Raw genomic sequence first — 23,186 nt, 5'->3', positions numbered from 1 at the left:
CGGGCCCCCTGCGCGCGCCCCGCAATACGCCAAAAACCACCCGGTCCCGCCCCTGCCCCGCTTGACAGCGGGCTTGCGGGCTCCTATTTGTCCACAGCGCCTTTAGCACTCACTTCGCTTGAGTGCTAACAGGGCTAAAAAATCAAAGATTTTCCGCAATTTAGCGGTTGGGACACAGGAGAAGCCAGAGATGAAATTCCGTCCTCTGCATGACCGCGTCGTTGTTCGCCGGGTCGAGGAAGAATCCAGGACCGCCGGCGGGATCATCATCCCCGACACGGCGCAGGAAAAGCCCTCCCAGGGCGAAGTGGTCGCGGTGGGCCCGGGCGCCCGCGGCGACGACGGCAAGATCGTCGCGCCGGACGTAAAGCCCGGCGACCGCGTGATCTTCGGCAAGTGGTCGGGCACCGAGGTCAAGATCGACGGGGAAGACCTGTTGATCATGAAAGAGTCCGACATCATGGGTGTGCTGGAAGGCGCGGCCAAAAAGAAAGCCGCTGCGTAAGGCTCGCAACCGGATACCGGTCGCGGGCTTTTTTCATGGGTTCCCCCATGAAGGCCGACGCGACCGCTCGTTCCGTTTCATGAATTCAGAAGGATCAAGGAAAAATGGCTAAGGAAGTCAAATTCGGCCGTTCGGCGCGCGAGAGAATGATCCGCGGCGTCGACATTCTCGCCGATGCGGTGAAGGTGACGCTCGGCCCGAAAGGCCGCAACGTCGTGATCGAAAAGTCGTTCGGTTCGCCGCGCTCGACGAAAGACGGCGTGACGGTCGCCAAGGAAATCGAGCTTGAAGACAAGTTCGAGAACATGGGCGCGCAGATGGTCAAGGAAGTCGCTTCCAAGACCAACGACACGGCCGGCGACGGCACCACCACCGCGACCGTGCTGACGCAGGCGATCGTGCGCGAAGGCGCGAAGGCGGTTGCCGCCGGCATGAACCCGATGGACCTGAAGCGCGGCATCGAAATCGCCGTGCGCGCGGCCGTCGAGGACATCACCAAGCGTTCGAAGAAGGTGAAGTCGAACGACGAAGTGGCGCAGGTCGGCACGATCTCGGCCAATGGCGAAAGCGAAATCGGCGCGATGATCGCCGAAGCGATGGCCAAGGTCGGCAATGAAGGCGTCATCACGGTGGAAGAGGCGAAGTCGCTTGACACCGAACTCGATGTCGTCGAAGGCATGCAGTTCGACCGCGGCTACCTGTCGCCCTATTTCATCACCAATGCCGACAAGATGATCGCCGAGCTCGACGAGCCGCTGATCCTGCTGCACGAGAAGAAACTCGCCAGCCTGCAGGCGATGCTGCCGGTTCTCGAAGCCGTGGTGCAGTCGGGCCGTCCGCTGCTGATCATCGCCGAGGACATCGAGGGCGAGGCGCTTGCCACGCTCGTCGTCAACAAGCTGCGCGGCGGCCTCAAGGTCGCGGCCGTCAAGGCGCCGGGCTTCGGCGACCGCCGCAAGGCGATGCTCGAAGACATCGCGATCCTGACCGGCGGCCAGGTGATCTCGGAAGATCTGGGCATCAAGCTCGAATCCGTGACGCTCGACATGCTGGGCAAGGCCAAGCGCGTCTCGATCACCAAGGACGACACCACGATCATCGACGGCTCGGGCAAGAAGAAGGACATCGAAGCCCGCGTCGGCCAGATCAAGCGGCAGATCGAGGACACGACGTCCGACTACGACAAGGAGAAGCTGCAGGAGCGTCTCGCGAAGCTCGCCGGCGGCGTGGCCGTGATCAAGGTCGGCGGCGCGACGGAAGCCGAAGTGAAGGAGCGCAAGGACCGCGTCGACGACGCACTGAACGCAACGCGCGCGGCTGTCGAAGAAGGCATCGTGCCGGGCGGCGGCACGGCGCTGCTGATGGCGACCAAGGCGGTCGGCAAGCTCGTCAACGAGAATGCCGACATCCAGGCCGGTATCGCGATCGTCCGCAAGGCGCTCGAAGCGCCGATCCGGCAGATCGTCGAAAACGCCGGCGTCGAAGGCTCGATCGTCGTGCAGAAGGTGCTGGAATCGAAGCAGGCCAATTGGGGCTTCGATGCGCAGAAGGAAGAGTATTGCGACCTCGTGGCCGCCGGCATCATCGACCCGACCAAGGTCGTGCGCACGGCGCTCCAGGACGCAGCCTCGATCGCCGCGCTCCTCGTCACCACCGAAGCGATGATCGCCGAAGCGCCGAAGAAAGACGGCGGCGCGCCGGCCGGCATGCCCGGCGGCATGGGCGGAATGGGCGGAATGGGCGGCATGGACTTCTAAGGAAGTCCCGCCTCTCATCCGAGAGACAAGCGAAGGGCCGGTGGAAACACCGGCCCTTTTGCTTTGCGGCGGACGCGGCGGACAAATTTCGAAAAAGGCCGAAAAAAATTTTCAGCGATATGCCGCATCAGGCAACGAAAACTCCAGTGACAAACAATCAACAAGTGTTGGAGCGCGCAGTACGGATGCAATCTCCGCATTTATGTTCACCAGATCATGTTGGAGGCGATGTCACCCGCCACTATCTAATGGAACCACAGAAATCGCGAAATGGAATACAAACAAAATCGATGTTTTAAATTTCTATGCAAATTGCACCTATCCGAAGTGCTTGTTTTTCTTGATAAATTTGCTATACTTAACTCTATTGATTGTAGACGGCCCGAGTAACCAAATCATCTGACCAATAATTAAGCGTTTGTGCGGCGCCCTGGCAGGGGTGCGGAGGCTGCCGCGCGGCCAAATGCGGGGGATTGAATGAGTGTTGCCCAGGAGTTACGACATCTCGAATTTATGATCGCGGGACTTTTTCATAGTGTCGGCGCGATCATCGACCGGCTGATCGAAAACGGCGCTGTCGAACGGGTCGAAATCGACGCGGCATTGCAGGCCGTCGAGGACCGAACCTTCGCCGAGACCGATCCCGAGATCAACCGCTGCAATCCGGCGCGTCAGGCGCTGGCCCGCTCGGCGCGGGTGCTGCGCGTCATCAATGCGAAAGGCAGCCACGGCCACGTGCTGACAACGCGCGAGTTGCGGGCGATGCTGCAATTCGAGCAGGAAGTCTGACGCAGCCGGCGAATGGCGACGAATATGGCAAAGGGCCGGTGGAAACACCGGCCCTTTTGCTTTGCGGCGGGCGACCGCTAGACTGCCGCCAACAGAAATTCAAACCGGGCGGCAGACAGATGGACTTCTCCTTCTCCGAAAAGGACGAACAGTTCCGCATGAAGGTGCGGGACTTCTTCGAGAACGAATATCCGCGCGAGATCGTGGAGAAGATGGCGTCGGGCGCGTCGCCCGCGAAAGCCGATTACCAGACATCCGAGCGCGCGATGGCGGCCAAGGGATGGCTTGCCGTCAACTGGCCGAAGGCGGATGGCGGCACCGGCTGGACGGCGAACGAGAAATATATCTTCGACGAGGAGCTTGAGCGCGCGGGCGCGCTGAACGTCGTGCCGATGGGCCTGCTTTATGTGGGGCCCGTCATCTACACTTTCGGTACGGACGAACAGAAGAAGCGCTTCCTGCCCGGCATTCTCGACAGCACCACTTTCTGGGCGCAGGGCTATTCGGAGCCCGGCTCGGGCTCCGACCTCGCCTCGCTGCAGGCGAGCGCTCAACGCGACGGCGACGACTACATCGTCAACGGCACCAAGATCTGGACCAGCCTCGGGCAACATGCCGACTGGATTTTCTGCCTGCTGCGCACCAGCCACGAGGAAAAGAAGCAGGAGGGCATCAGCTTCCTGCTGATCGACATGAAGACGCCGGGGATCACGGTGCATCCGATCATCACCATCGACGGCAAACATGCGCTCAACAGTGTCGTCTTCGAGAATGTGCGCGTGCCGGCCGAAAACCGCATCGGCGAGGAAGGCAAGGGCTGGCACTACGCCAACTACCTGCTGGGCCACGAGCGCACGTCTTACGCGCATGTGGCGGGCAAGCGGAAACAGCTTGCCGATATTCGCAGCGTCGCGCAGGCGCGCGCTCTTCTGGCCGACCCGGCATTCGCGGCCAAGCTCGGCACCCTCGAAACGCGGCTCGACGCGCTCGAAATCACCGTGCTGCGGACGCTTTCATCGGTCGCCGAGGGCGGCGCGCCGGGCAACGAATCCTCGATCCTGAAAATCATCGCCACGGAACTCGCCCAGGACATTACCGAGCTCGGCATGGAGGCCTACGGGCTCTATGCCCTGCCCACCTTCCCGGACGCGGTGGCACCCGGCTGGACGCACAACACCGCGCTGCCGGCCGGCGCCGCGCCATCGGTGGCGCGCTATCTCGGGGCGCGGGCGCAATCGATCTATGGCGGCTCGAACGAAATCCAGAAGAACATCATCGCCAAGCGGATATTGGGGCTTTGAGGCCCGGGTCCGCCATCTAATTCACAGGACCGACCGGTAAAGACGCTGCCCGAATTGGGTGGGCGTGTAAAACACTATTTGGGTTTGACTTCCGTACAAGGACGAGTCCTAGTATTCAGTATCCGGCACATCGCATTCGGGGGCTCCAATGCGTAACCTGCTGAAGTTGGCTTTCCTTCCATTCGTTCTTGTCTTTCTTGCGGGCTGCAATCTCGCCCTTCAGGAAGTTACCGATGCGTCGAGCTACAACAAGCTGATTGCCACGACAAACGACAGGATGCTTCTTCTGAATGTCGTACGCGCGAGCAAGGGCTATCCGCTGTACTTCACGTCAATCGACGCCATTTCCGCCAACGTAATGGTCCAGAGCGAATTTGGGCTCGACCTGCCGTTTGGAAACGCGGCGCCAAATTCGTACAAACTCACGCCAAAATTGACGTACAAGGACAATCCCACGATGTCCATTACGCCAATCGCAAGCAAGGAGCGCCTGTCGGCGATCATCAACCCTCTCGAATTGCAGACGCTCCAGATTGTCATGGACCAAGGCTGGGACCCGTCGCTTATTTTCCATCTTGCTGTGAGAAAGGTGGTTTGGACGACCGATGACGGAAAGGGCAAGAGAACGACAATGACTGTCGACAATGACCCTGGCGATCTATCCGCATTTGAGAAATTTGCATGCTTCTCGAAAGCACTGCATGACGCCGAACCAACGTTTCGAAGAAATCCCGGCAAGAAGTCATTCGCTGTGGACAATGCGAATCTCGCTTCAATCGACAAGATTGTTGCCGTGTCTGAAAAGGGATACACGATCGCCGACGGGAGGGGAATGCCGATAGTGGCTGTTACAGATGCTGATTTCAACCTAACAACCGAAAGAGCTTTTGGCCCACGCGAGATGCATGCGTGCGAAGTAGATTCAGCGACCAATTTGGCAGCCAACGGAACACCCAACATTCCGAATGGCGTCTCCACGCCTCAAGTGTATTCTCTCTCGGCGGTGGGCGAGCGGCCGCCACCAACCGATATACAAAACAATGCGTCAAAACAGCAGATGATCCTGAGCCTTCGCTCGCCACACGATATGCTTAAATATCTCGGCGAGATTGTTCGCTGTACGCAGCGGAAGGCGCCCGAAGCGCCCGTCGAATGCGCCGGCGAAAACGACGTTGTGATAGGCATGCGCGGAAGGCAACAAGGCGAACCGTTGATCTCAATTGACGTACTGCCGCCTGACCCGTTCTTCGACTATGGCGCGTTGAGCGTTGTCTTTCACGGCAATACACATGCAATCCCGGATGAGAACAAGCGCCCGAATCTCGCATTGCAGGCGTTTGCCTTCATTTCGCAGGTCATTGCGATGAGAACGTCTCAATCGGATATTCTGTCGCCACAGACCATATTGACCGTTCAGCAGTGATTTAACCTTGGGGTCCGGCTCCATTCCTTAGGCTTTCCCATTTCGTCGAATGAGCGGAGTCCCGCGCGAATCCCCAAGCGCAGCACTTGTCATGCGCGCTACGCGCGAATAGTCTTTCCCCCACTTCCGGTCGTACATATCCTCCGCGCGACTGGCGATATCAGATGGGTCACCATCGGGGAGCGCGGAGACTGGTCTTCAGCCGATCGCCTGGGCAGCACTTCAAGATGCTGGCCGGGCGTTTTTGTTTTCAGGCTCGAAGGAGACGCGACATGACAAGCTCACCCGAACGCACAAGGCTGGCGCAATCCGACAACGATATATTCGTGGCGCTGAAGGGCGAGGAGGCGCGGCAGCGCGCCGAACTCGAACTGATCCCGTCGGAAAACTACGCCTTTCCCGAAGTGCTGACGCTGCTGGGCTCGGCCTTCACCAACAAATATTCGGAAGGCTATCCGGGCCGGCGCTATTATGGCGGGCAGGAATTCACCGACCGCATCGAAAACCTCGCGCGCGAGCGGGCGAAGGCGCTGTTCCGCGCCGAGCACGCCAATGTGCAGCCGCTGTCGGGGTCGCCGATGAATCAGGCGGTTTATCTGGGGCTGCTCGAACCCGGCGACACTATTCTGGCGATGGATCTTTCGCATGGCGGGCATCTGACGCATGGGGCGCCGGTGAGCCATATGGGGCGCATCTTCAATTTCGTGCGCTACAAGACCGATCCTTCGACCGGCGCCATCGACTTCGAGGCGCTGCGCGATGTGGCCCGCGCGACGAAGCCGAAGCTTGTCGTCTGCGGCTATTCCTCCTATCCGCGCGATTACGACTATGCCGATTTTCGGCGTGTGGCGGATGAGGTCGGCGCGCTGACGATGGCCGACGTTTCGCATATTGGCGGGTTGATTGCCGCCGATGTCATGCGCAATCCGCTCGATGCCGGCTTCGACGTGATGACGACGACGACGCACAAGTCGATGCGGGGGCCGCGCGGCGGGCTTATTCTCTGCAAGGAGAAGTTCGCCAAAAAGATCGACGCTTCGGTGTTTCCGGGTTTGCAGGGCGGTCCGCATATGAACCAGGTGGCGGCGACCGCGACGACGCTGAGGCTGGCCGCGATGCCGGCCTTTCAGGACTATGCGCGGCAGGTTCTGGCGAACGCCAAGGCGCTGGCCGCCGCGCTCAACGTCCGGCAGGTCAAGCTCGTCACCGGCGGCACCGACAATCATCTGCTGGTGATCGACACCGTGCAGAGCTTCGGCCTCGACGGGGCGAAGGCGGAAGCGGCGCTCGACCGCGTGGGGCTCACCGTCAACAAGCAGGTGATCCCCGACGATCCCAACCCGCCGATGCGGCCTTCGGGCGTCAGGCTCGGCACGCCGGCGCCGACGACGCGCGGCATGGGCCACGCGGAAATGGAAGAGATTGCCGCGATCATCGCCGAGACGCTTGCGGCGGGCGGCGACGCGGCGGCCGAAACGAAACTTGCGGCGCGCACGCACACGCTGACATCGCGCTTTCCGGTGCCGGGGCTTTAGAGAGCCAGAAACCCGCCAACTTCGTCGCGCAACATGCGGCGATATTCGGCCATCAGCCTGTCGCCCTCCTTGCGGTCGACCGCGATCGCGAGGCGGACGGCGGCGCCGGTCAATTGCATCGTCAGGAAACAGACGGTTTCGAAACGCGCGCGCTCCTTGCGCGGCACCAGATGTTTCAGCGCATCGGCGACGACGCGGGCATTGGCGCGGCTGTCGGTGATGTCGAGTTCCTGCAGCTTCTTGTCGGATTGCGTGCCCGACCAGATGTCGCGCACCACGGGCTCGGTCAGGAACAGCGCGTAATAATCCTCAAGCAGCCGGTCCACGCGGGCCAGCGCATCGTCGCGCGTGGCAACGCCCGCGAGACTTTCGGCGATGCCGGCGCGGACGCGTTCAGCGAAGCGTTCGGCCAGCGTTTGCAGGATCGCCGCCTTGTCGGGGAAATACTGATAGAGAGAGCCGATGGGCACGCCCGCACGCTCGGCGACCTCGGTCATCTTCACCGCGTCGCTGCCCGTTTCGGCGATCAGCTCGCTGGCGGCGGCCAGAATCCGCTCGACGCGCGCCAGCGCCCGGGCCTGGGTCGGTTTGCGGCGCGCGGCGGCGGCATCGCTCATTGGGGCTTCCATTTCATCTTTTCGCTTGCGCGGAAAAATATGAGGGTTTATCACTTATCACAAATATGAGGATTATTCACTTTTTTCGGGAGCACGGCGATGAGCGAAACGGCAAGGGTGTGCGTCGTCGGCGGCGGGCCGGCGGGACTGAGCCTGGCGCGGGCGCTGCTGCGCCACGGCGTGCCTTTCGACGTCTATGAACGGCATTCGGATGTCGGCGGGCTTTGGGACCGGACCAATCCCGGATCGCCGGTCTACGACTCGGCGCATTTCATTTCGTCGAAGACGCAATCGCATTACCACGACTTCCCGATGCCGGACGCCTATCCCGACTATCCGTCGGGCAAACAGATCCACAGCTATATGCGCGACTTCGCCGACGCTTACGGATTGCGGGAACATATTCGTTTCGGCGTGGCGGTGGAGCGCACCGAATTGCAGCCCGACGGAAGCTGGCAGGTGACGCTGTCGAGCGGCGAGACGAAGCGTTACGGTTCGCTCGTCTGCGCCAACGGCACCAACTGGCATCCTTCGATGCCGGATTATCCGGGCGAATTCACCGGCGAGATGCGCCACGCCGTCACCTACAAGTCGATGGATGAATTCAAGGGCAAGCGCGTGCTCATCATCGGCGCGGGGAACTCCGGCTGCGACATTGCCTGCGACGCGGCCAAGGCCGCCGACAAGGCTTTCATCAGCTTGCGCCGCGGCTATCATTTCGTGCCGAAGCATCTCTTCGGCGTTCCGGCCGATGTCGTCGCGAATGGCGGGCCGCATCTGCCGATGTGGCTGGCGCAGCGCGTCCTGGGCGCCATTCTGCGTGTCCTCAATGGCGACCTGACGCGGCTCGGCTTGCAGAAGCCCGACCACCGGCTTTTCGAAACACATCCGATCCTCAACACGCAATTGCTGCACTATCTCGGCCATGGCGACATCGCGGCGAAGCGCGACGTGGCGCGGTTCGAGGGCAAGACCGTTCATTTCAAGGACGGGTCGTCGGAGGAGATCGATCTCATCATCTGCGCCACCGGCTACACTTGGAAAGTGCCCTATGTCGATCCGGCGCTTTTCTCGTGGAAGGGCGGCAAGCCCGATCTCTACATGAATCTTTTCAGCCGCACGCAGCCGACGCTTTACGGCCTCGGCTTCATGGAAACCAATGGCGGCGCCTACAAGCTGTTCGACGAAATGGCCGACCTGATCGTGCGCACCATCATGGCACGCGCGAAGGGCGACGCGGCGCTCGACAAGCTGATCGCCACCGACCGGCCGGACCTTTCGGGCGGTATCAAATTCGTCGGCTCCGACCGGCACGCCACCTATGTCGAGATCGACGCCTACAGGAAGCAAATGACGCGCATCCGCAAGCGCTTCGGCTGGCCGGCGCTGGAAGACGGCTGCTTCGACGCGTTGCGCGTTGGCGACAAACGGGCGGCCGCGTGAAAGCCCTCGTCACCGGGGCGGGCGGCGGCATCGGCGCGGCGATTGCGCGCGCACTCGATGCGCGCGGCTGGCGGCTGGTGCTTGTCGACCGCGAGGCAGGGCTTCTCGACGCGGTGGCGGCGGGGCTGAAGACGCCGCCCGAGAAGCTCGCCTGCGATCTTTCCTCGCGCGAGGATGTGGAGCGGCTTTGCACGGCGATCATGCGCGATCACGCCGATCTCGATGTGCTCATCAACAATGCCGGCATCGGCATTCCGGGGGCGGTCGCCGATCTCGACCAGGAGGTTCTCGACCGCCATCTCGAAATCAACCTGCGCGCGCCGGTGCGGCTGATGCGCGCCGTGGCGCCGCAAATGATCGCGCGGGGCAAGGGCGCGATGGTCGCCACCGTTTCGCTTGGCGGCATTATTTCGCTGAAAGACAGCGCCATTTATTCGGCGTCGAAATTCGGCTTGCGCGGTTTCCTTGCCGGTTTCCATCAGGAAATGGCCGCGCATGGCGTCAAGGTGTCGGGCGTTTATCCGGCCGCCGTCGACACGCCGATGCTGCATCACGAGGCACTGCATGGGGGATCGGTGCTCAACTTCATCGACAAGGTGATGACACCGGAAGATGTGGCGGCTGCGACGCTCAAGGCCATCGACAGCGGAAAGCTCGAAATCTATGTGCCGTGGAGCGCCAGCATTCTCGCGCGCTTCTTCGGCGCGTTTCCGTGGATGATCCGTCCGCTGCTGCCGACGATGGAGAAGATCGGCGAGAAAGGCCGCCTCAAATTCATCGCGCGCAAAGGGTTTTCAGTCGAGTAGCAGCACGAGCCCGCGCGTAATCAATATGGCGCCGAGGACGAAGAGGATGTAGCGGCTCCAGCTTTTGAACTGGCCGTCATTCATGCGGTCGAGCGCCATCTTGCCAAGCGTCGTGCCGAGCATGGCGAGCGGCGCGACCATGACGTAAACCCACCATGCAAGTCCTGCCTCGGGCAGCAGATGCGCGGCCAGCGCGCCGAAATAGAGCAGCTTGGTCAGATGCTGCAAGGTCTGCGTGACCGCCTTGGTGGCGACGATCTGGTGGCGCGTCAGCGGACTGCGCACGAAGAACACATCGAGGATCGGACCGGCGACACCCGCCGTCAGCGTCAGCGCGGTGACGACGAAGCCGCTCGCGACCGAAACCATGCGCTTGGTCACGTCGAGGCCCCAGCTTGCCGGGATCGCGAAGGCGACGAAGGGGATCGCGCCCAGCACCAGCAGCACCGTCGCCTCGTCGGGCACGAAGCTGACCAACAAGAAGAGCGCCAGCGCCGCGGCGGCGCCCACCATGTTGGTGGCGACGATCGGCCAGACGATGTCGCGGCGGTTGATGACGGCGCGGTAGCCGTTCGACACCGCCTGCGTCACGCCATGCAGCATCATCGCGGCGCCAACCGGGAAGGCGATGACGAGAAACGCCATCAGCACCATGCCGCCCGCCATGCCGAAAATGCCCGATAGTGTCGCCGTCACAAGGACCACAAGGGCGGTGACGGCGGCAAGCATGGGCGTCATTTATGTCAGCTCCGGGATTTCAGACGCTCGAGCAGCCGCTCGCGCAGCGGGTTTTTCGCCTCGAACACATAATCGGCGCGGGCGGCAGTGACGGTTTCGCGGCCCTTCGCATTCAGGAAGGCGACGAGATCGTAGAGCCGGTCTTCGGGACCGTGGACGATGCGCACCGGCGCCGCGCCCGCGCCGAAAGGCACGCTGGCGCCGAAGCGCTTTTCGAGTTCGGCCAGCAGTTTCGCGTCGTCGTTGCCGCCGGCAAAGCGCACCTCGACGGTCTTCGCGGCGCGGGCCTGCGCCGAGACGCGGTCGAGGATTTCGCCGGCCGCGGCGAGCGCCGCATCGCTCCAGTCGGCGCCGAGCGCAGCGACAAGATTGGCCTGGCTTTTCAATATCGTGCCGTCGTCCAGCACTTTCAGATTGTTGGCCGTCAGCGTCGCGCCGGTCGAGGTGATGTCGACGATCACTTCGGCGGTACCGGCCGCCGGCGCGCCCTCGGTCGCGCCGAGGCTTTCGACGATGCGATAGTCGGTCAGCCCGTGTTCGGCGAAGAAGTTGCGCGTCAGGTTGAAATATTTCGTCGCGACGCGCAGCCGCCGTCCGCGCCGCGTGTGAAAGGCCAGCGCCACATCGTCGAGATCGGCCATGGTGGCGACGTCGATCCAGCTTTGCGGCACGGCGACCACGACATCGGCGTGACCGAAGCCCAAGGGCAACAGCAATTCGACATCGCGCTCGGGCGATGAAAGTTTTTCGCGGATCAGGTCTTCGCCGGTCAGCCCCAGGTGAATGAGGCCTTGCTCCAACTGTCCGGCGATTTCAGAGGCCGACAGGAACGCAATCTCGACATTGGCGACGCCGTCGAGCCGGCCGGTATAGCCGCGGCCGCCATCCTGGCGCACCTTCAGCCCGGCACGGGCGAAAAAGGCGCTGGCGTTTTCCTGAAGGCGGCCCTTGGAGGGCAGGCCGATCGTCAGTTTGCCGCTCATTTGCCCGCCTCCCGGTTGAGGGCCATCAGCAGGCGTTCGATGCCGACCGCGCAGCCGACCGCCGGCACCGGCGCTTTGGCGCCCAGCGCCGCGAGCAGCCGGTCGTAGCGCCCGCCGCCGCAGATCATCGCGTCTTCGCCGAGCGCGGCGACGCGGAACTCGAACACGAAGCCGGTGTAGTAGGCCATGTTGCGGCCGAAGCCGGCCGAGAAATGCGCGCGCGACAAATCGAGCCCGGCCTTGCCGATCAGGTCAAGACGGCGCTCGAAGCGCGCAATGGCCGCGTCGAGCGAAACGCCGGCGGATTTTGTCAGCTTCGCGATGCGGGCGATGCTGTCGGCGGGCGTGCCCGAAACGGCGAGGAAATCCGAAATCAGTTTCGCGGCCTCGCGGGGCACGCTGCTGGCCGCGAGTTCGGCCTGTTCGAGCAGGCGTTCGGCAACCTCGCCCACCGTGCGGCCGCCGACCGGCGCAATGCCGGCGAGTTTCAGCACATCCTCGATGACGTTTCGCGCGCTTTCCTCGTCGAGACCGGCAATGGCCGAGATCAGCGCGGCGCGGTCGCCGGTTTCGTCTTTCACGCCGCCCGCCGCGAGCTGCTCAAGCAACGCGCGAAAATAGTCGGGCCGCCAGAAGTGGCGCTTCAGCCGCGCCCGCCAGCCCGGCGGCAAGTCGAGCGCATCGACCAGCGCATCGAAAAGCGCGAGGTCGCCGGTTTCAATCGCGTAATCCTTCAGGCCCGCCTCGGCCAGCGCGCGGGCCGCCAGCGCGACCACTTCGGCATCGGCGCCTTCGGCATCTTCCGTCCCCAGACATTCGACGCCGGCCTGCGTGAACTCGGTGAGTTTTGCCGAGCCGCGCTTCTGGTAACGATAGGCCGCGCCCAGCGAACAGAGCCGCTGCGGCCCGCCCTCGCTTTCGAGATAGAGACGGCAGACCGGGATCGTCAGTTCGGGGCGCAGGCAAAGCTCGTTGCCGCCCGGATCGGCGAAGACATACATGCGGCGACGGATGTCCTCGCCCGACATGTCGAGGAATATATCGGCGGGCTGGAGAACCGGCGCGGCAACAGGCGCATAGCCTGCGCGCTCGAAACCGCCGCGCACGGCAAGGCCCAGCGCCTCGCGGGCGCGCAAGGCTTCGCCTTTCTCGGCTGCAATCGACGTCGACATCTGAATAACCTTTCGGGCCTCCGCCGTTTCCGGCGCGCCCCTGTCTAGCATGAAAATGGTAAATATCGGGAAGCGGGATTTCGGAGGCGGCTCAGCCGCGATGGAGTCCATGCCGGGCGAGAATGGCCTTCACCTCTTCCACCAGCCGGGCGCGCGGCACGGCGACCTGCGCCGGCTGGCCTTCGCGCCAGGCGGTGTTGTCGGCGATTTCCTTCGACATTTCGGCGCCGAGGATCAGGTCCTTCAGCGTGATCTCGCCCTTGGCGCGCTCGTCCTCGCCCTCGATGACGGCAACGGGAGCGCCGCGCTTGTCGGCATATTTCATCTGCGCCTTCATGCCCGAGCCGCCGAGATACATTTCGGCGCGGATGCCGGCGGCGCGCAATTCGCTTACCATCTGCTGGTAATCGGCCATGCGGGCGGCATCGAGCGTCAGCACGACGACGGGCGCCGCCACATCCTCGATGTCGAGCTTGCCGAGAAGTTCCAGTGCCGCCTGCAGACGGCTGACGCCGATGGAGAAACCGGTGGCCGGAACCTTGACGCCCTTGAAGCGTTCGACGAGGCCGTCATAGCGCCCGCCCGAGCCGACCGAGCCGAAGCGCACCGGATTGCCCGCCTCGTCCTTCACTTCGAACAGGAGATCGGATTCGAATACGGGGCCGGTGTAGTAGCCGAGGCCGCGCACGATCCATGAATTGAATTCGATGCGGTCGAGGCCATAGCCCGCCGCTTCGAACAGCGCATCCATTTCGGCAAGCTCGTCGAGGCCTTCGGCGCCGGTGGCGCTGCCGCCGACGATCTTGCGCCAGTTTTCGAGCACCAGCTTTCGCGTCGTCGCGCCTTCGCCGAGGCCGGACTCGACATAGTCGGCAACGGCGGTGATCTGCGAGGGCGAGAGCCCCGCGCCCTTGGTGAAGTCGCCGGACTCGTCCTTGCGGCCCGCGCCCAGCAGCAATTCGACGCCCTTGCGGCCGAGCTTGTCGAATTTGTCGATGGAACGCAGCACGGTGGCGCGGGCCAGTTCATTCGCATCGCCGCCAAGGCCGATGGTTTCGAGCAGCCCGTCCAGCACCTTGCGGTTGTTGACGCGGATGCGGTAGAGCCCACGCGGAATGCCGAGCGCTTCGAGACAGTCGGCGCCCATCATGCACATCTCGGCATCGGCGGCGACGCCGGGGGCGGCCACCGTGTCGGCATCGAACTGCGTGAACTGGCGGAAGCGGCCCGGCCCCGGCTTCTCGTTGCGCCAGACGGAGCCTGTCTGATAGCGGCGGAAGGGCTTGGGCAAGCCGTCGTAATTCTCGGCGACGTAGCGGGCCAGCGGCGCCGTCAGATCGTAGCGCAGCGACAGCCATTGTTCGTCGTCGTCCTGAAACGAAAAGACGCCCTCGTTCGGCCGGTCTTCATCCGGCAGGAACTTGCCCAGCGCGTCGGCATATTCGATGGCGGATGTTTCCAGCGGATCGAAGCCGTAGCGTTCGTAAACCTCGCGAATGCGCGCAAGCATCCTCAGCTCCGCCCGGACCATGCCGGCGGAGAGGTCGCGCAGCCCCTTCGGCACGCGCGCCTTGGGGCGGAAAGTTTTCGGGCTCTTGCTCATATCTTCACAAGCGGTTCGGGCCGGATTTGCGCCGTAAATCCGGCGCGGGCGCATACCTAGCCCATCGCCTCTCCGGGAACAAGCGGGCCCTAACGGCGCTCATTAGTGGCTGCCCCGGAATGGAACCACCAAATCCTGTGGTCCTTTACTTTCTGTTTACCAAATAGGTGGATTCTTAACACACACAGCGGCGGACCGATTCGCGCCGGAATATGTGATTGGTTGCAGGGGCCCTTTTGGGGGGGCGGAGAGTGAGTTGAACTTGGCTCGTCCAGGTATCGTCATGAGTCACCAAATCAGCCCCCTCGGCGAGAGCGGCAGCCGCCCGCTGCCGCCGCTTGCCGCCCATGTCGTCAGCGTCTCCACACCGCTTTGCAACTCGTTGCGCGGCCTTGCCGCGTCCGGCGCCGCGGGCCCGCTCAGCTTCAGCTTTTCCCATCCCGAAGACGGCATCGACCCGTTGCTGGCGCCCGGCATCGACGCATTGATCGTCGATCTCGGCGACGGCGACGCATCGTCGTTCGATTTCCTGCGCCGCGCGGTGGCGCTCGGCCCGAATGCGCCGGTTATCGCGGTCGGCGCCGACGACGCCGCCTTGCAGGCGGAAGCCATCGAAGCGGGCGCCGAGGATTGCCTTGCCGCCGACACCGACGCGCCGCGTGCGCTCGGCCTGGCGCTGCGCCGCGCGATCAAGCGCCGTCTCGCGCGGGACGAACGCCCCGCCGCCATGCCGGCAGAGGCCGACACGCAGCCGCGCGTGACGCTGGTGCAGGAAACGCCGGAGGCGATCGTCATTCTCGACAGTTCGGGGCTTGTGCGCTTCGCCAACAGCGCGGCGCGCGAGCTGCTTGGCCGCGAGGGCGACGAACTGATCGGCCAGCCTTTCGGCCTGCCGAGCGAGGCCGGCGAACACGACGTCACAATCACCCGGCCCGACGGCGACAACCGTTTCGTCGAAATGCGCGTCATCGACACGCGTTGGGGCGGCGTGCCGGCGCGTGTCGCGGCCTTGAACGACGTCACCGTTCGCCAGAAGCTCGAACGCACCATGCAGGCGGCCGAGGCGCAGAGCCACGAGACGCGGCGGCGCAGCCAGAGCTTCTTCTCCAACGTCAATCACGACCTCAGGACACCGCTGACGCATATCATCGGCTTTTCGGAGATGATGAAGAACGAGCGCCTCGGGCCGGTCGGCACCGCGCGCTACAAGGAATATGCGAGCGACATCTATTCCAGCGGCACGATGCTGCTCGACATGATCGAGGACCTGCTCGGCATCGCCGAAGCGGAAATGGACCAGATCGAGCTCACCGACGAAATCTGCAATCTCGCGCAGCTTGCCGAGATCGCGGTGGCAAGCCAGCGCCAGCACGCGGTCGACGAAGGCGTGACCATCGAGGTCGATTGCCCGGAACGGCTGCCGGGCCTGCGCGGCGACGCCAAACGCCTCCGGCAGGGGCTTTTCCGGCTGCTGGCCGAAGCGGTTCATTGTGCGCATCGCGGCTCGACCGTTCGCCTCACCTTGCGTGAGGAACGGGGCGGCATCGCGGTCACGCTGGCCGAGCGGCGCAACCGGGCGGCCGAACAGAACGCGCTGCCCTGGATCGAGGAAGTGGACGATCCTTTCGTCAGCGCCGAAGACAGCGGCGCACCGCGCGAGGAGAGCCTGGCGCTGTCGCTGACGCGCAAGGTGATGGAGCTGCATGGCGGCAGCCTCGGCGTCGTGCGCGGCGAACAGGCGACCGGCAGCGGCATGGAAATCGCGCTGCGCTTTCCGCCCGAGCGCGTCATCCGCTAGCGGCCGCGCTATTCGGTCAATTCGAAAATAATCGGCACCACGAATTCGAGCGTCGCGGCACGCATGTCCGGCGGGAAGGGCGGGAACGGCGCGGCGCGTTCGATGGTGGCCGTCAATTCGCGGTCGAGAACGACCGAGCCGGTCTTGCGCGTGATCCGGTAGGAAATCAAACTGCCGTCGCGCGCGACACGCAGATACACCCGGCCCTCGCCTTCGATCCGCTGACGCCGCGCCATGCGCGGATATTGCTTGTGGCGCGCCAGCCAGGCCGAGACGGCGGCGAAATAATCCGCCTCCATCGTTTCCTGTCCGACGCCGGTTTCGGCGGCGCCTTCGCGCGCGAGGCCGGCCGGGCCCGGCGTCGCGGCAGGCGGCGGCGGCGGGGCCTCGGGCGCCGCTTCCTCGGGCTCGGGTTCGCGCGGCGCGGCGCGGCGCACCGGCGCGGGCTCCGGCTTCGGCGGCTCGACTTTCGGTGTTTCGGGTTCGGGTTGGGGCGGCGCGGGCTCGGCGGTTTGCGGCGCGTCGCTGAAGGCCGCGAAGTTGATCGTCGTGGCGCTGGCGCCCGGCGAGGGCCGCTCCAGCGCCGCGACGAACCATTTCAGCCCCGCCACCGCCGCGAAACCGTGCAGCACCAGCGCGATGCCGATGGCGATCCAGAGATCGCGCGGTCGCGTTGCGGCAATGGGACGGGCATCGGGACGCATCGGACTGTCACGCGCTCCTTGCCGGAACGCCGAAAGGCGAAATGCCGCGCACATGATCGTCGACGGTCAGACGGTGCTTCAGCGGCGGGAAGGCGCGTTGCGAACAGTCGAGGCGCTCGCACAATCGGCAATTGACGCCGATGGGCATGGCGCCGCGTTCGTCGTCGAGATCGTAGCCCTGGCTGTAGACGAGGCGCGGCGCATGGGCAATTTCGCAGCCCAGCCCCACCACATACTGGTCGCCGGGCACGCCGATGCCGGAACCGGCGCGGCTCACCGTGCGGGCGATCGAGAAATAGCGGGTGCCGTCTTCCATCTGGACTATCTGCGTGTAGATCTGGCCCGGAACGCGGAAGGCATCATGCACATTCCAGCGCGGGCAGGTACCGCCAAAGCGGGCAAAGTGGAAGCCTGCGGCAGAAAACCGCTTCGAGACATTGCCGGCATTGTCGACGCGAATGAGGAAGAACGGGATGCCGCGCGCGCCGGCGCGTTGCAGCGTGGTTAACCGGTGGCAGACTTGCTCGAAGCTGGTGCCGAAGCGGCGGCCGAGCAGGCGGATGTCGTAATGCGTCGCTTCCGCCGTCTTGTGAAACGCCGCATAGGGCATCAGGAGCGCGGCGGCGAAATAATTCGCCAGCGATACGCGGCAGAGGCGCCGCGCCTCGTCGCTTTCGAGGCCCGACGCCTCGACGATGTCCTCGATGGTGCGCGACTGTTCGAAATAGCCGAGCTGGTAGGCAAGCTGGAAGGAACGCCCCGGCTGGTCGAGCAGTTCCGACAGGAAAATCGTCTGGCGGTGGCGGTCGTAGCGGCGCAGCTCGAGCGGCATCATGTCGGCCGGCACCACGCGCGTCGAAACGCCGTGCATGTCGCGCAGCGTGTTGCGCAAGCTCACATAGGGCTCGTCGGCGCCGAGGCCCATTTGCGTGTAGAGCCGCTCGGCCGCGTCGTCGAGTTCGGGGAAATGGTTGTTGCGGCTGTTGATGAAGTCGCGCACCTCCTCCAGCGGCAGACCCGGCGCTTCGGCGCCGTCGCCCATGTCGCGGTCGGCAAGACGCTCGGCCAGTATCGAGCCGTTGGTGACGCTTTCCTGCCAGGCCCGGTAAAGCCGTGCCACGGCGTCGGCGGCCACCGGGCTTGCGCCGGCCATGTCCTGCAGGTCCTGGCCCGTGAGCCCGGCGTCGCGGAACAGCGGGTCGGCGAAGACCTCCCTGAGTGCTGTCAGCGCCTGTGCCTCGTCGTCGCCGCCCAATGTGCGAAGCTCGACGTCATAGACTTCGGCCAGCTTCAGCAGGATCTGCACCGAGACCGGGCGCTGGTCGCGCTCGATCAGGTTGAGGTAGCTCGCCGAAATGCCGAGATCGGCCGCCATGCGCGCCTGGGTCAGTCCGCGCTCGCGCCGGAGCCGCCTAATGCGCGGGCCGGCAAAGACTTTTTTGTCCGAAGCCATCTCCGAAATCTCCCGGTTTTTGCGCCTGTTTCCGGGACTTTAATTTACAAGATTTACATAATCAACAGAATCGCACTGGAATCTTGTGAAGTTCTTTACTTCAATAATTTCAATCACTTAGGAAATATTGGACAAGCAGCTGTCGAGATTGTATGACCGCGCGCATCAGAACACCGTCAAGACCGACACCGGCCAAGGGAGGCGAGCGAGCATGAGCACCAGCGCAGCCACGAAGATTGCCGACGGCATCGCCGTCAAGGGCGCGATGAAGCCGGGCTATGAGCGCGTACTGACCGCCGAGGCGCTTTCCTTCGCCGCCGAAATCGAACGCAAGTTCGGCGCGCGCCGCCGCGAGCTGCTGGCCGCCCGCGCCGAGCGGCAGAAGAAGTTCGACGCCGGCGAATTGCCGGACTTCCTGCCCGAGACCAAAGCGATCCGCGAGGGCGACTGGAAGGTCGCGCCGATCCCGAAGGATCTGCTCGACCGCCGCACCGAAATCACCGGCCCGGTCGACAACCGCAAGATGGTCATCAATGCGCTCAATTCCGGCGCGCAGTCCTACATGACCGATTTCGAGGACGCGGCGGCGCCGACCTGGGACAACATGATCGGCGGCCAGATCAACATGATGGCCTATTGGGACAAACAGATCGGCTTCACCGACGAGACGAACGGCAAGCGCTACGACGTGATCGAAAAGCCGGCGACGCTGATCGTCCGGCCGCGCGGCTGGCACCTGGAAGAGGCGCATGTCGAGATCGACGGGCGTCCGATGTCGGGCGGCCTCTTCGATTTCGCGCTCTATTTCTTCCACAATGCGAAGAAGCAGATCGCGTCGGGCTCCGGCCCCTATTTCTATCTGCCGAAGATGGAGAGCCACAAGGAAGCCCGGCTCTGGAACGATGTCTTCGTTCACGCGCAGAAAGAGCTTGGCATCAAGAACGGCACCATCAAGGTCACGGTACTGATCGAAACGCTGCCCGCCGCCTTCGAGATGCACGAAATTCTCCATGAGCTGAAGGACCACATTGTCGGCCTCAATTGCGGCCGCTGGGACTACATCTTCAGCTACATCAAGCGGCTCGGCAAAAACCCCAACTTCATCCTGCCCGACCGCGCGCAGGTGGTGATGGGCGATGCCTTCCTCAACGCCTATTCGCTGCTGCTGGTGAAAACCTGCCATGAGCGCGGCGCCTTCGCGATGGGCGGCATGGCGGCGCAGATTCCGGTGAAGGGCGACGAGGCCGCAAACAACGCCGCCTTCAACAAGGTCCGCGCCGACAAGGAGCGCGAGGCCAATAACGGTCACGACGGCACCTGGGTCGCGCATCCCGATCTCGTCGCGGTGGCGATGGAGATTTTCGGCAAGCTCGAAGGGCCGAACCAGCTCGCCCGCCAGCGCCAGGACGTCAATGTCGGCCAGAAGGAATTGCTCGCGCCGCACAAGGGCGAACGCACCGAACACGGGATGCGCGAATGCTGCCGCGTCGGCGTGCAATATATCGAGGCATGGATCGGCGGCCGCGGCGCCGTGCCGCTCTACAATCTGATGGAAGACGCCGCCACCGCCGAGATCAGCCGCACGCAAATCTGGCAGTGGATCTATCACGGCGCGGCGCTTTCCGACGGCCGCAAGGTGACGCCCGAACTTTTCGACGACGTGCTGGCCGACGAAATGAAGACGCTTCGCGAAACGCTGGGCGAGGCGCGCTGGAACGACGGTCACTTCGAAGAGGCGATCCGCCTCTTTGCCGAAATGACCAAGGCGCAGGATTGCGAGGAATTCCTGACGCTGCCTGCCTATCGCCTCATTCTCGAAAACGAAAACAGAGCCTGAATTCAATCCTGACCCCGCAGAGGACAGTCCCATGAGCAAGAAGACCTTCTACGATCTCGTTCCCGGAGCGCCCAAGGGCCGCTTCGACAATGTGAAGCGCAACTACAGCGTCGAAGACGTCGAGAAGCTGCGCGGCTCCTTCCCCATCGAGCACACACTCGCCACGCGCGGCGCCAACAAGCTCTGGGAATTGCTGCACACGACCGACTACGTCCACTCGCTGGGCGCGCTTTCCGGCAACCAGGCGATGCAGATGGCGCGTGCGGGCCTGAAGGCGATCTACCTCTCGGGCTGGCAGGTTGCTGCCGACGCCAACACGGCCGGCGCGATGTATCCCGACCAGTCGCTCTATCCGGCCAATGCCGGCCCCGAGCTTGCCAAGAAGATCAACCGGGCGCTGAAGCGCGCCGACGAGATCGAGCATTCGGAAGGCGGCGCCAAGCGCGACTGGTTCCTGCCGATCGTCGCCGACGCGGAAGCCGGCTTCGGCGGGCCGCTCAACTGCTTCGAAATCATGAAGGCTTACATCGAAGCCGGCGCCTCGGGCGTCCACTACGAAGACCAGCTGGCGTCGGAAAAGAAGTGCGGCCATCTCGGCGGCAAGGTTCTGATCCCGAGCCGCGCGCATGAGCGCAACCTCAACGCTGCGCGCCTCGGCGCCGACGTCATGGGCACGCCGACGCTGATCATGGCGCGCACCGACGCGGAGAGCGCCAACCTGATCACGTCGGACATCGACGAGCGCGATCACGAGTTCATCGATTTCGACAAGGGCCGCACCGTCGAAGGCTTCTACCGTCTGAAGCCGGGTACGGGCGTCGATCATTGCATCAAGCGCGGCCTCTCCTTCGCGCCTTATGCCGACCTTCTGTGGTGGGAAACCTCGAAGCCGAACCTCGACGACGCCAAGCGCTTCGCCGAAGCGGTGAAGAAGGAATATCCCGACCAGCTTCTGGCTTACAACTGCTCGCCCTCGTTCAACTGGGAAGCCAATCTCGACAAGGCGACGATTGCGAAGTTCCAGAAGGAAATCGCCGCGATGGGCTACAAGTACCAGTTCGTGACGCTGGCCGGTTTCCACCAGCTCAACCACGGCATGTTCGAGCTGGCGTCGGGCTATCGCGACCGCGGCATGGCGGCCTATTCGGAACTGCAGCAGGCCGAATTCGCTTCGGAAGCCAAGGGCTACACCGCGACCCGCCACCAGCGCGAAGTCGGCACCGGCTATTTCGACCTCGTCGCCATCGCGGCGGCCGGCGGCGAAAGCTCCACCACCGCGCTCGGCGACTCGACCGAAGCCGACCAGTTCAAGAAGGCCGCCGCGCACTAAACGGCGTCTTCAACGGACCAAACGCAAAACCGCCGGGGGAAACCCCGGCGGTTTTTTTGTGGCAATAGGGCTTCGCGTCAACCCGCGCGGCGCAAGCCGAGGAATTGCAGTTCGGCGAGGATGGCGACGGCGACGGCCTGCGCGATCACGAAGGCCAGCCCAAGCGCGTTGAGGTCGAAGACGCCGAGGACGACGACCGCGATGGATGCAACCACCCAGAGCGCGTTGCCGGCGATCACCGCCTCGACGGCGCCGGCGGCGGGCGGTTCGGCCCTGCCGATCAGCGCGAGTACGGCCACCCAGGGAAGGAAGGCGATGCCGACCCAGAAGAGGAAGCCGGCGGGCAGCCCCGTCAGCTGGGCGACCGGCCCCGAGGCGGCGATGAACAGCGCGGCCATGGCGCCGCTGGCGGCGGCATCCGCCAGCACGGCCTGACGCGCGGAAATGGAATTGACGATTGCGATTGCCATTGGAAATCTCCTTTGCTCCGGTTTCGGCTTCGGTATCCGCTTGTCCGCCATAGTTGGGGCCGGCCGCGCGCGAAGTCGATTACGCGGGAGGTAATTGTCCCGCGGCGCGGGCGCGCATAGGCTCTGCCCTATGAACATGCACACCCCGCCCGTCGGCGAGCGCCTGCGCGAATGGCGCCAGCGCCGCCGCCTCAGCCAGCTCGCCTTTGCCTGCGACGCCGAGATTTCGGCGCGGCATTTGAGCTTTCTCGAAACCGGCCGCGCGCGGCCGAGCCGCGACATGCTGCTGCATCTGGCCGAGCTTCTCGACGTGCCCTTCCGCGAGCGTAACGCGCTCTTGCTCGCCGCCGGCTTCGCGCCGGTCTATTCGGAAGCCGGGCTCGACAGCCCGGATGCGGCGGCGGCGCGGCGCGCGGTCGATCTGGTGCTGAAGGGGAGCGAGCCTTATCCGGCGCTTGCCGTCGACCGGCACTGGAACCTTGTCGCGGCGAACGATGCGGCGGGTCTCTTCCTGCAGGACGTCGATCCCGCCCTGCTCGAAGCGCCGGTCAATGTGCTGCGCTTGAGCCTCGATCCGCGCGGGCTCGCGCCCCGCATCGAAAATCTCGCCGGCTGGCGCAGCCACATCTTCATGCGGCTCGAGCGGCAGGTCGCGCAGACGGCAGATCCGGGGCTCGCGGCGCTGCTCGAAGAGCTGAAGGCGATGCCGGGCGGCGAGGCGGCAGACATCGCCGCCGAATATGGCGGGCTTATCGCGCCGGTGAAAATCCGCACCGAAGAAGGCACGCTGACCTTCTTCACCGCCACCACGGTTTTCGGCACGGCGGTCGACATTTCCTTTTCGGAACTGGTGATCGAATCCTTCTTTCCCGGCGACGCCTTCACGGCAGCCGCGATGCGCGCGGCAGCGGGCGACGCCTGA

General features: G+C 63.9%; 20 protein-coding genes and 1 riboswitch. Of the genes, 12 read left to right on the top strand and 8 right to left on the bottom strand.

Annotated features, from left to right (window positions below; all coding sequences use genetic code 11):
- The first annotated feature begins 190 nt into the window (after positions 1–190).
- From groES to glyA, 6 genes are all read left to right on the top strand, one after another.
- Positions 191–505, top strand: a complete 315-nt coding sequence (gene groES, locus KF719_RS13610) for a co-chaperone GroES (RefSeq protein ID WP_293509248.1) — start codon at positions 191–193, stop codon at positions 503–505.
- Positions 506–609: 104 nt separating this feature from the next.
- Positions 610–2,262, top strand: coding sequence for a chaperonin GroEL (gene groL, locus KF719_RS13605; protein ID WP_293509247.1), 1,653 nt, complete (start codon positions 610–612; stop codon positions 2,260–2,262).
- Between the two features lie 477 nt (positions 2,263–2,739).
- Complete coding sequence (locus tag KF719_RS13600; RefSeq protein ID WP_293509246.1) at positions 2,740–3,051, top strand: hypothetical protein; 312 nt, start codon at positions 2,740–2,742, stop codon at positions 3,049–3,051.
- A gap of 119 nt (positions 3,052–3,170) precedes the next feature.
- Entirely contained in the window at positions 3,171–4,352 is a 1,182-nt protein-coding gene (locus tag KF719_RS13595; RefSeq protein WP_293509245.1) for an acyl-CoA dehydrogenase family protein, read from the top strand.
- Positions 4,353–4,500: 148 nt separating this feature from the next.
- Complete coding sequence (locus tag KF719_RS13590; protein WP_293509244.1) at positions 4,501–5,775, top strand: hypothetical protein; 1,275 nt, start codon at positions 4,501–4,503, stop codon at positions 5,773–5,775.
- Positions 5,776–5,912: 137 nt separating this feature from the next.
- A riboswitch (ZMP/ZTP riboswitch) is annotated at positions 5,913–5,998 on the top strand.
- 49 nt (positions 5,999–6,047) lie between these two features.
- Positions 6,048–7,310 (top strand): serine hydroxymethyltransferase, encoded by a 1,263-nt coding sequence (gene glyA / locus KF719_RS13585; protein WP_293509243.1) that lies wholly within the window; start codon positions 6,048–6,050, stop codon positions 7,308–7,310.
- Here the strand turns inward: glyA and KF719_RS13580 are convergent.
- Positions 7,307–7,927 carry a TetR/AcrR family transcriptional regulator gene (locus KF719_RS13580; protein ID WP_293509242.1) on the bottom strand — a complete coding sequence of 207 codons (621 nt, stop codon included), beginning with the start codon at positions 7,925–7,927 and terminating at the stop codon, positions 7,307–7,309. The genes glyA and KF719_RS13580 overlap by 4 nt on opposite strands.
- Positions 7,928–8,026: 99 nt before the next feature.
- Here KF719_RS13580 and KF719_RS13575 point away from each other — a divergent pair, with 99 nt between their 5' ends.
- Positions 8,027–9,370, top strand: a complete 1,344-nt coding sequence (locus KF719_RS13575) for an NAD(P)-binding domain-containing protein (RefSeq protein WP_293509241.1) — start codon at positions 8,027–8,029, stop codon at positions 9,368–9,370.
- Positions 9,367–10,176 (top strand): SDR family NAD(P)-dependent oxidoreductase, encoded by an 810-nt coding sequence (locus KF719_RS13570; protein ID WP_293509240.1) that lies wholly within the window; start codon positions 9,367–9,369, stop codon positions 10,174–10,176. Before KF719_RS13575 ends, KF719_RS13570 begins: the two co-directional genes overlap by 4 nt.
- Here KF719_RS13570 and KF719_RS13565 read toward each other — a convergent pair.
- The 4 genes from KF719_RS13565 to hisS form a co-directional block, all read right to left on the bottom strand.
- Positions 10,165–10,914: a TSUP family transporter gene (locus KF719_RS13565; protein ID WP_293509239.1), complete on the bottom strand. Its 750-nt coding sequence runs from the start codon at positions 10,912–10,914 to the stop codon at positions 10,165–10,167. The genes KF719_RS13570 and KF719_RS13565 overlap by 12 nt on opposite strands.
- A gap of 5 nt (positions 10,915–10,919) precedes the next feature.
- Entirely contained in the window at positions 10,920–11,897 is a 978-nt protein-coding gene (gene hisG, locus KF719_RS13560; RefSeq protein ID WP_293509238.1) for an ATP phosphoribosyltransferase, read from the bottom strand.
- Positions 11,894–13,069, bottom strand: coding sequence for an ATP phosphoribosyltransferase regulatory subunit (locus tag KF719_RS13555; RefSeq protein ID WP_293509237.1), 1,176 nt, complete (start codon positions 13,067–13,069; stop codon positions 11,894–11,896). The genes hisG and KF719_RS13555 overlap by 4 nt, the downstream gene beginning before the upstream one ends.
- A gap of 91 nt (positions 13,070–13,160) precedes the next feature.
- Positions 13,161–14,672 carry a histidine--tRNA ligase gene (gene hisS / locus KF719_RS13550; protein ID WP_293509236.1) on the bottom strand — a complete coding sequence of 504 codons (1,512 nt, stop codon included), beginning with the start codon at positions 14,670–14,672 and terminating at the stop codon, positions 13,161–13,163.
- A gap of 283 nt (positions 14,673–14,955) precedes the next feature.
- Here hisS and KF719_RS13545 point away from each other — a divergent pair, with 283 nt between their 5' ends.
- Positions 14,956–16,470, top strand: coding sequence for a histidine kinase dimerization/phospho-acceptor domain-containing protein (locus KF719_RS13545; RefSeq protein ID WP_293509235.1), 1,515 nt, complete (start codon positions 14,956–14,958; stop codon positions 16,468–16,470).
- An 8-nt stretch (positions 16,471–16,478) separates the two neighbouring features.
- On the opposite strand, the gene KF719_RS13540 is transcribed toward KF719_RS13545, so the two are convergent.
- Positions 16,479–17,174 (bottom strand): TonB family protein, encoded by a 696-nt coding sequence (locus KF719_RS13540; protein WP_293509234.1) that lies wholly within the window; start codon positions 17,172–17,174, stop codon positions 16,479–16,481.
- A gap of 7 nt (positions 17,175–17,181) precedes the next feature.
- Positions 17,182–18,627, bottom strand: a complete 1,446-nt coding sequence (locus KF719_RS13535) for an XRE family transcriptional regulator (RefSeq protein ID WP_293509233.1) — start codon at positions 18,625–18,627, stop codon at positions 17,182–17,184.
- 211 nt (positions 18,628–18,838) lie between these two features.
- Here KF719_RS13535 and aceB point away from each other — a divergent pair, with 211 nt between their 5' ends.
- Together aceB and aceA are read left to right on the top strand one after the other, a co-directional pair.
- Positions 18,839–20,464, top strand: a complete 1,626-nt coding sequence (gene aceB / locus KF719_RS13530) for a malate synthase A (RefSeq protein WP_293509232.1) — start codon at positions 18,839–18,841, stop codon at positions 20,462–20,464.
- A 31-nt stretch (positions 20,465–20,495) separates the two neighbouring features.
- A complete protein-coding gene (aceA, locus tag KF719_RS13525; protein WP_293509231.1) occupies positions 20,496–21,794 on the top strand; it encodes an isocitrate lyase in 1,299 nt (432 codons plus the stop codon).
- A gap of 77 nt (positions 21,795–21,871) precedes the next feature.
- Here the strand turns inward: aceA and KF719_RS13520 are convergent, their stop codons facing one another.
- Positions 21,872–22,264 (bottom strand): hypothetical protein, encoded by a 393-nt coding sequence (locus KF719_RS13520; RefSeq protein WP_293509230.1) that lies wholly within the window; start codon positions 22,262–22,264, stop codon positions 21,872–21,874.
- 130 nt (positions 22,265–22,394) lie between these two features.
- Here KF719_RS13520 and KF719_RS13515 point away from each other — a divergent pair, with 130 nt between their 5' ends.
- Positions 22,395–23,186 carry a helix-turn-helix domain-containing protein gene (locus tag KF719_RS13515; protein ID WP_293509229.1) on the top strand — a complete coding sequence of 264 codons (792 nt, stop codon included), beginning with the start codon at positions 22,395–22,397 and terminating at the stop codon, positions 23,184–23,186.

It is taken from the genome of Parvibaculum sp. (assembly GCF_019635935.1).
Lineage (GTDB): Bacteria > Pseudomonadota > Alphaproteobacteria > Parvibaculales > Parvibaculaceae > Parvibaculum.
This window is presented reverse-complemented; position numbering and strand designations above follow the sequence as displayed.

Bases quoted from the DNA above. Each gene is read 5' to 3' on its own strand.
- groES (WP_293509248.1), top strand. From the start codon at position 191: ATGAAATTCCGTCCTCTGCATGACCGCGTCGTTGTTCGCCGGGTCGAG.
- hisS (WP_293509236.1), bottom strand. From the start codon at position 14,672: ATGAGCAAGAGCCCGAAAACTTTCCGCCCCAAGGCGCGCGTGCCGAAG.
- KF719_RS13520 (WP_293509230.1), bottom strand. From the start codon at position 22,264: ATGGCAATCGCAATCGTCAATTCCATTTCCGCGCGTCAGGCCGTGCTG.
- KF719_RS13595 (WP_293509245.1), top strand. From the start codon at position 3,171: ATGGACTTCTCCTTCTCCGAAAAGGACGAACAGTTCCGCATGAAGGTG.
- KF719_RS13575 (WP_293509241.1), top strand. From the start codon at position 8,027: ATGAGCGAAACGGCAAGGGTGTGCGTCGTCGGCGGCGGGCCGGCGGGA.
- glyA (WP_293509243.1), top strand. From the start codon at position 6,048: ATGACAAGCTCACCCGAACGCACAAGGCTGGCGCAATCCGACAACGAT.
- KF719_RS13535 (WP_293509233.1), bottom strand. From the start codon at position 18,627: ATGGCTTCGGACAAAAAAGTCTTTGCCGGCCCGCGCATTAGGCGGCTC.
- KF719_RS13540 (WP_293509234.1), bottom strand. From the start codon at position 17,174: ATGCGTCCCGATGCCCGTCCCATTGCCGCAACGCGACCGCGCGATCTC.
- KF719_RS13580 (WP_293509242.1), bottom strand. From the start codon at position 7,927: ATGAGCGATGCCGCCGCCGCGCGCCGCAAACCGACCCAGGCCCGGGCG.
- KF719_RS13515 (WP_293509229.1), top strand. From the start codon at position 22,395: ATGAACATGCACACCCCGCCCGTCGGCGAGCGCCTGCGCGAATGGCGC.
- KF719_RS13565 (WP_293509239.1), bottom strand. From the start codon at position 10,914: ATGACGCCCATGCTTGCCGCCGTCACCGCCCTTGTGGTCCTTGTGACG.
- KF719_RS13590 (WP_293509244.1), top strand. From the start codon at position 4,501: ATGCGTAACCTGCTGAAGTTGGCTTTCCTTCCATTCGTTCTTGTCTTT.
- hisG (WP_293509238.1), bottom strand. From the start codon at position 11,897: ATGAGCGGCAAACTGACGATCGGCCTGCCCTCCAAGGGCCGCCTTCAG.
- KF719_RS13555 (WP_293509237.1), bottom strand. From the start codon at position 13,069: ATGTCGACGTCGATTGCAGCCGAGAAAGGCGAAGCCTTGCGCGCCCGC.
- aceB (WP_293509232.1), top strand. From the start codon at position 18,839: ATGAGCACCAGCGCAGCCACGAAGATTGCCGACGGCATCGCCGTCAAG.
- aceA (WP_293509231.1), top strand. From the start codon at position 20,496: ATGAGCAAGAAGACCTTCTACGATCTCGTTCCCGGAGCGCCCAAGGGC.
- KF719_RS13600 (WP_293509246.1), top strand. From the start codon at position 2,740: ATGAGTGTTGCCCAGGAGTTACGACATCTCGAATTTATGATCGCGGGA.
- KF719_RS13545 (WP_293509235.1), top strand. From the start codon at position 14,956: ATGAGTCACCAAATCAGCCCCCTCGGCGAGAGCGGCAGCCGCCCGCTG.
- groL (WP_293509247.1), top strand. From the start codon at position 610: ATGGCTAAGGAAGTCAAATTCGGCCGTTCGGCGCGCGAGAGAATGATC.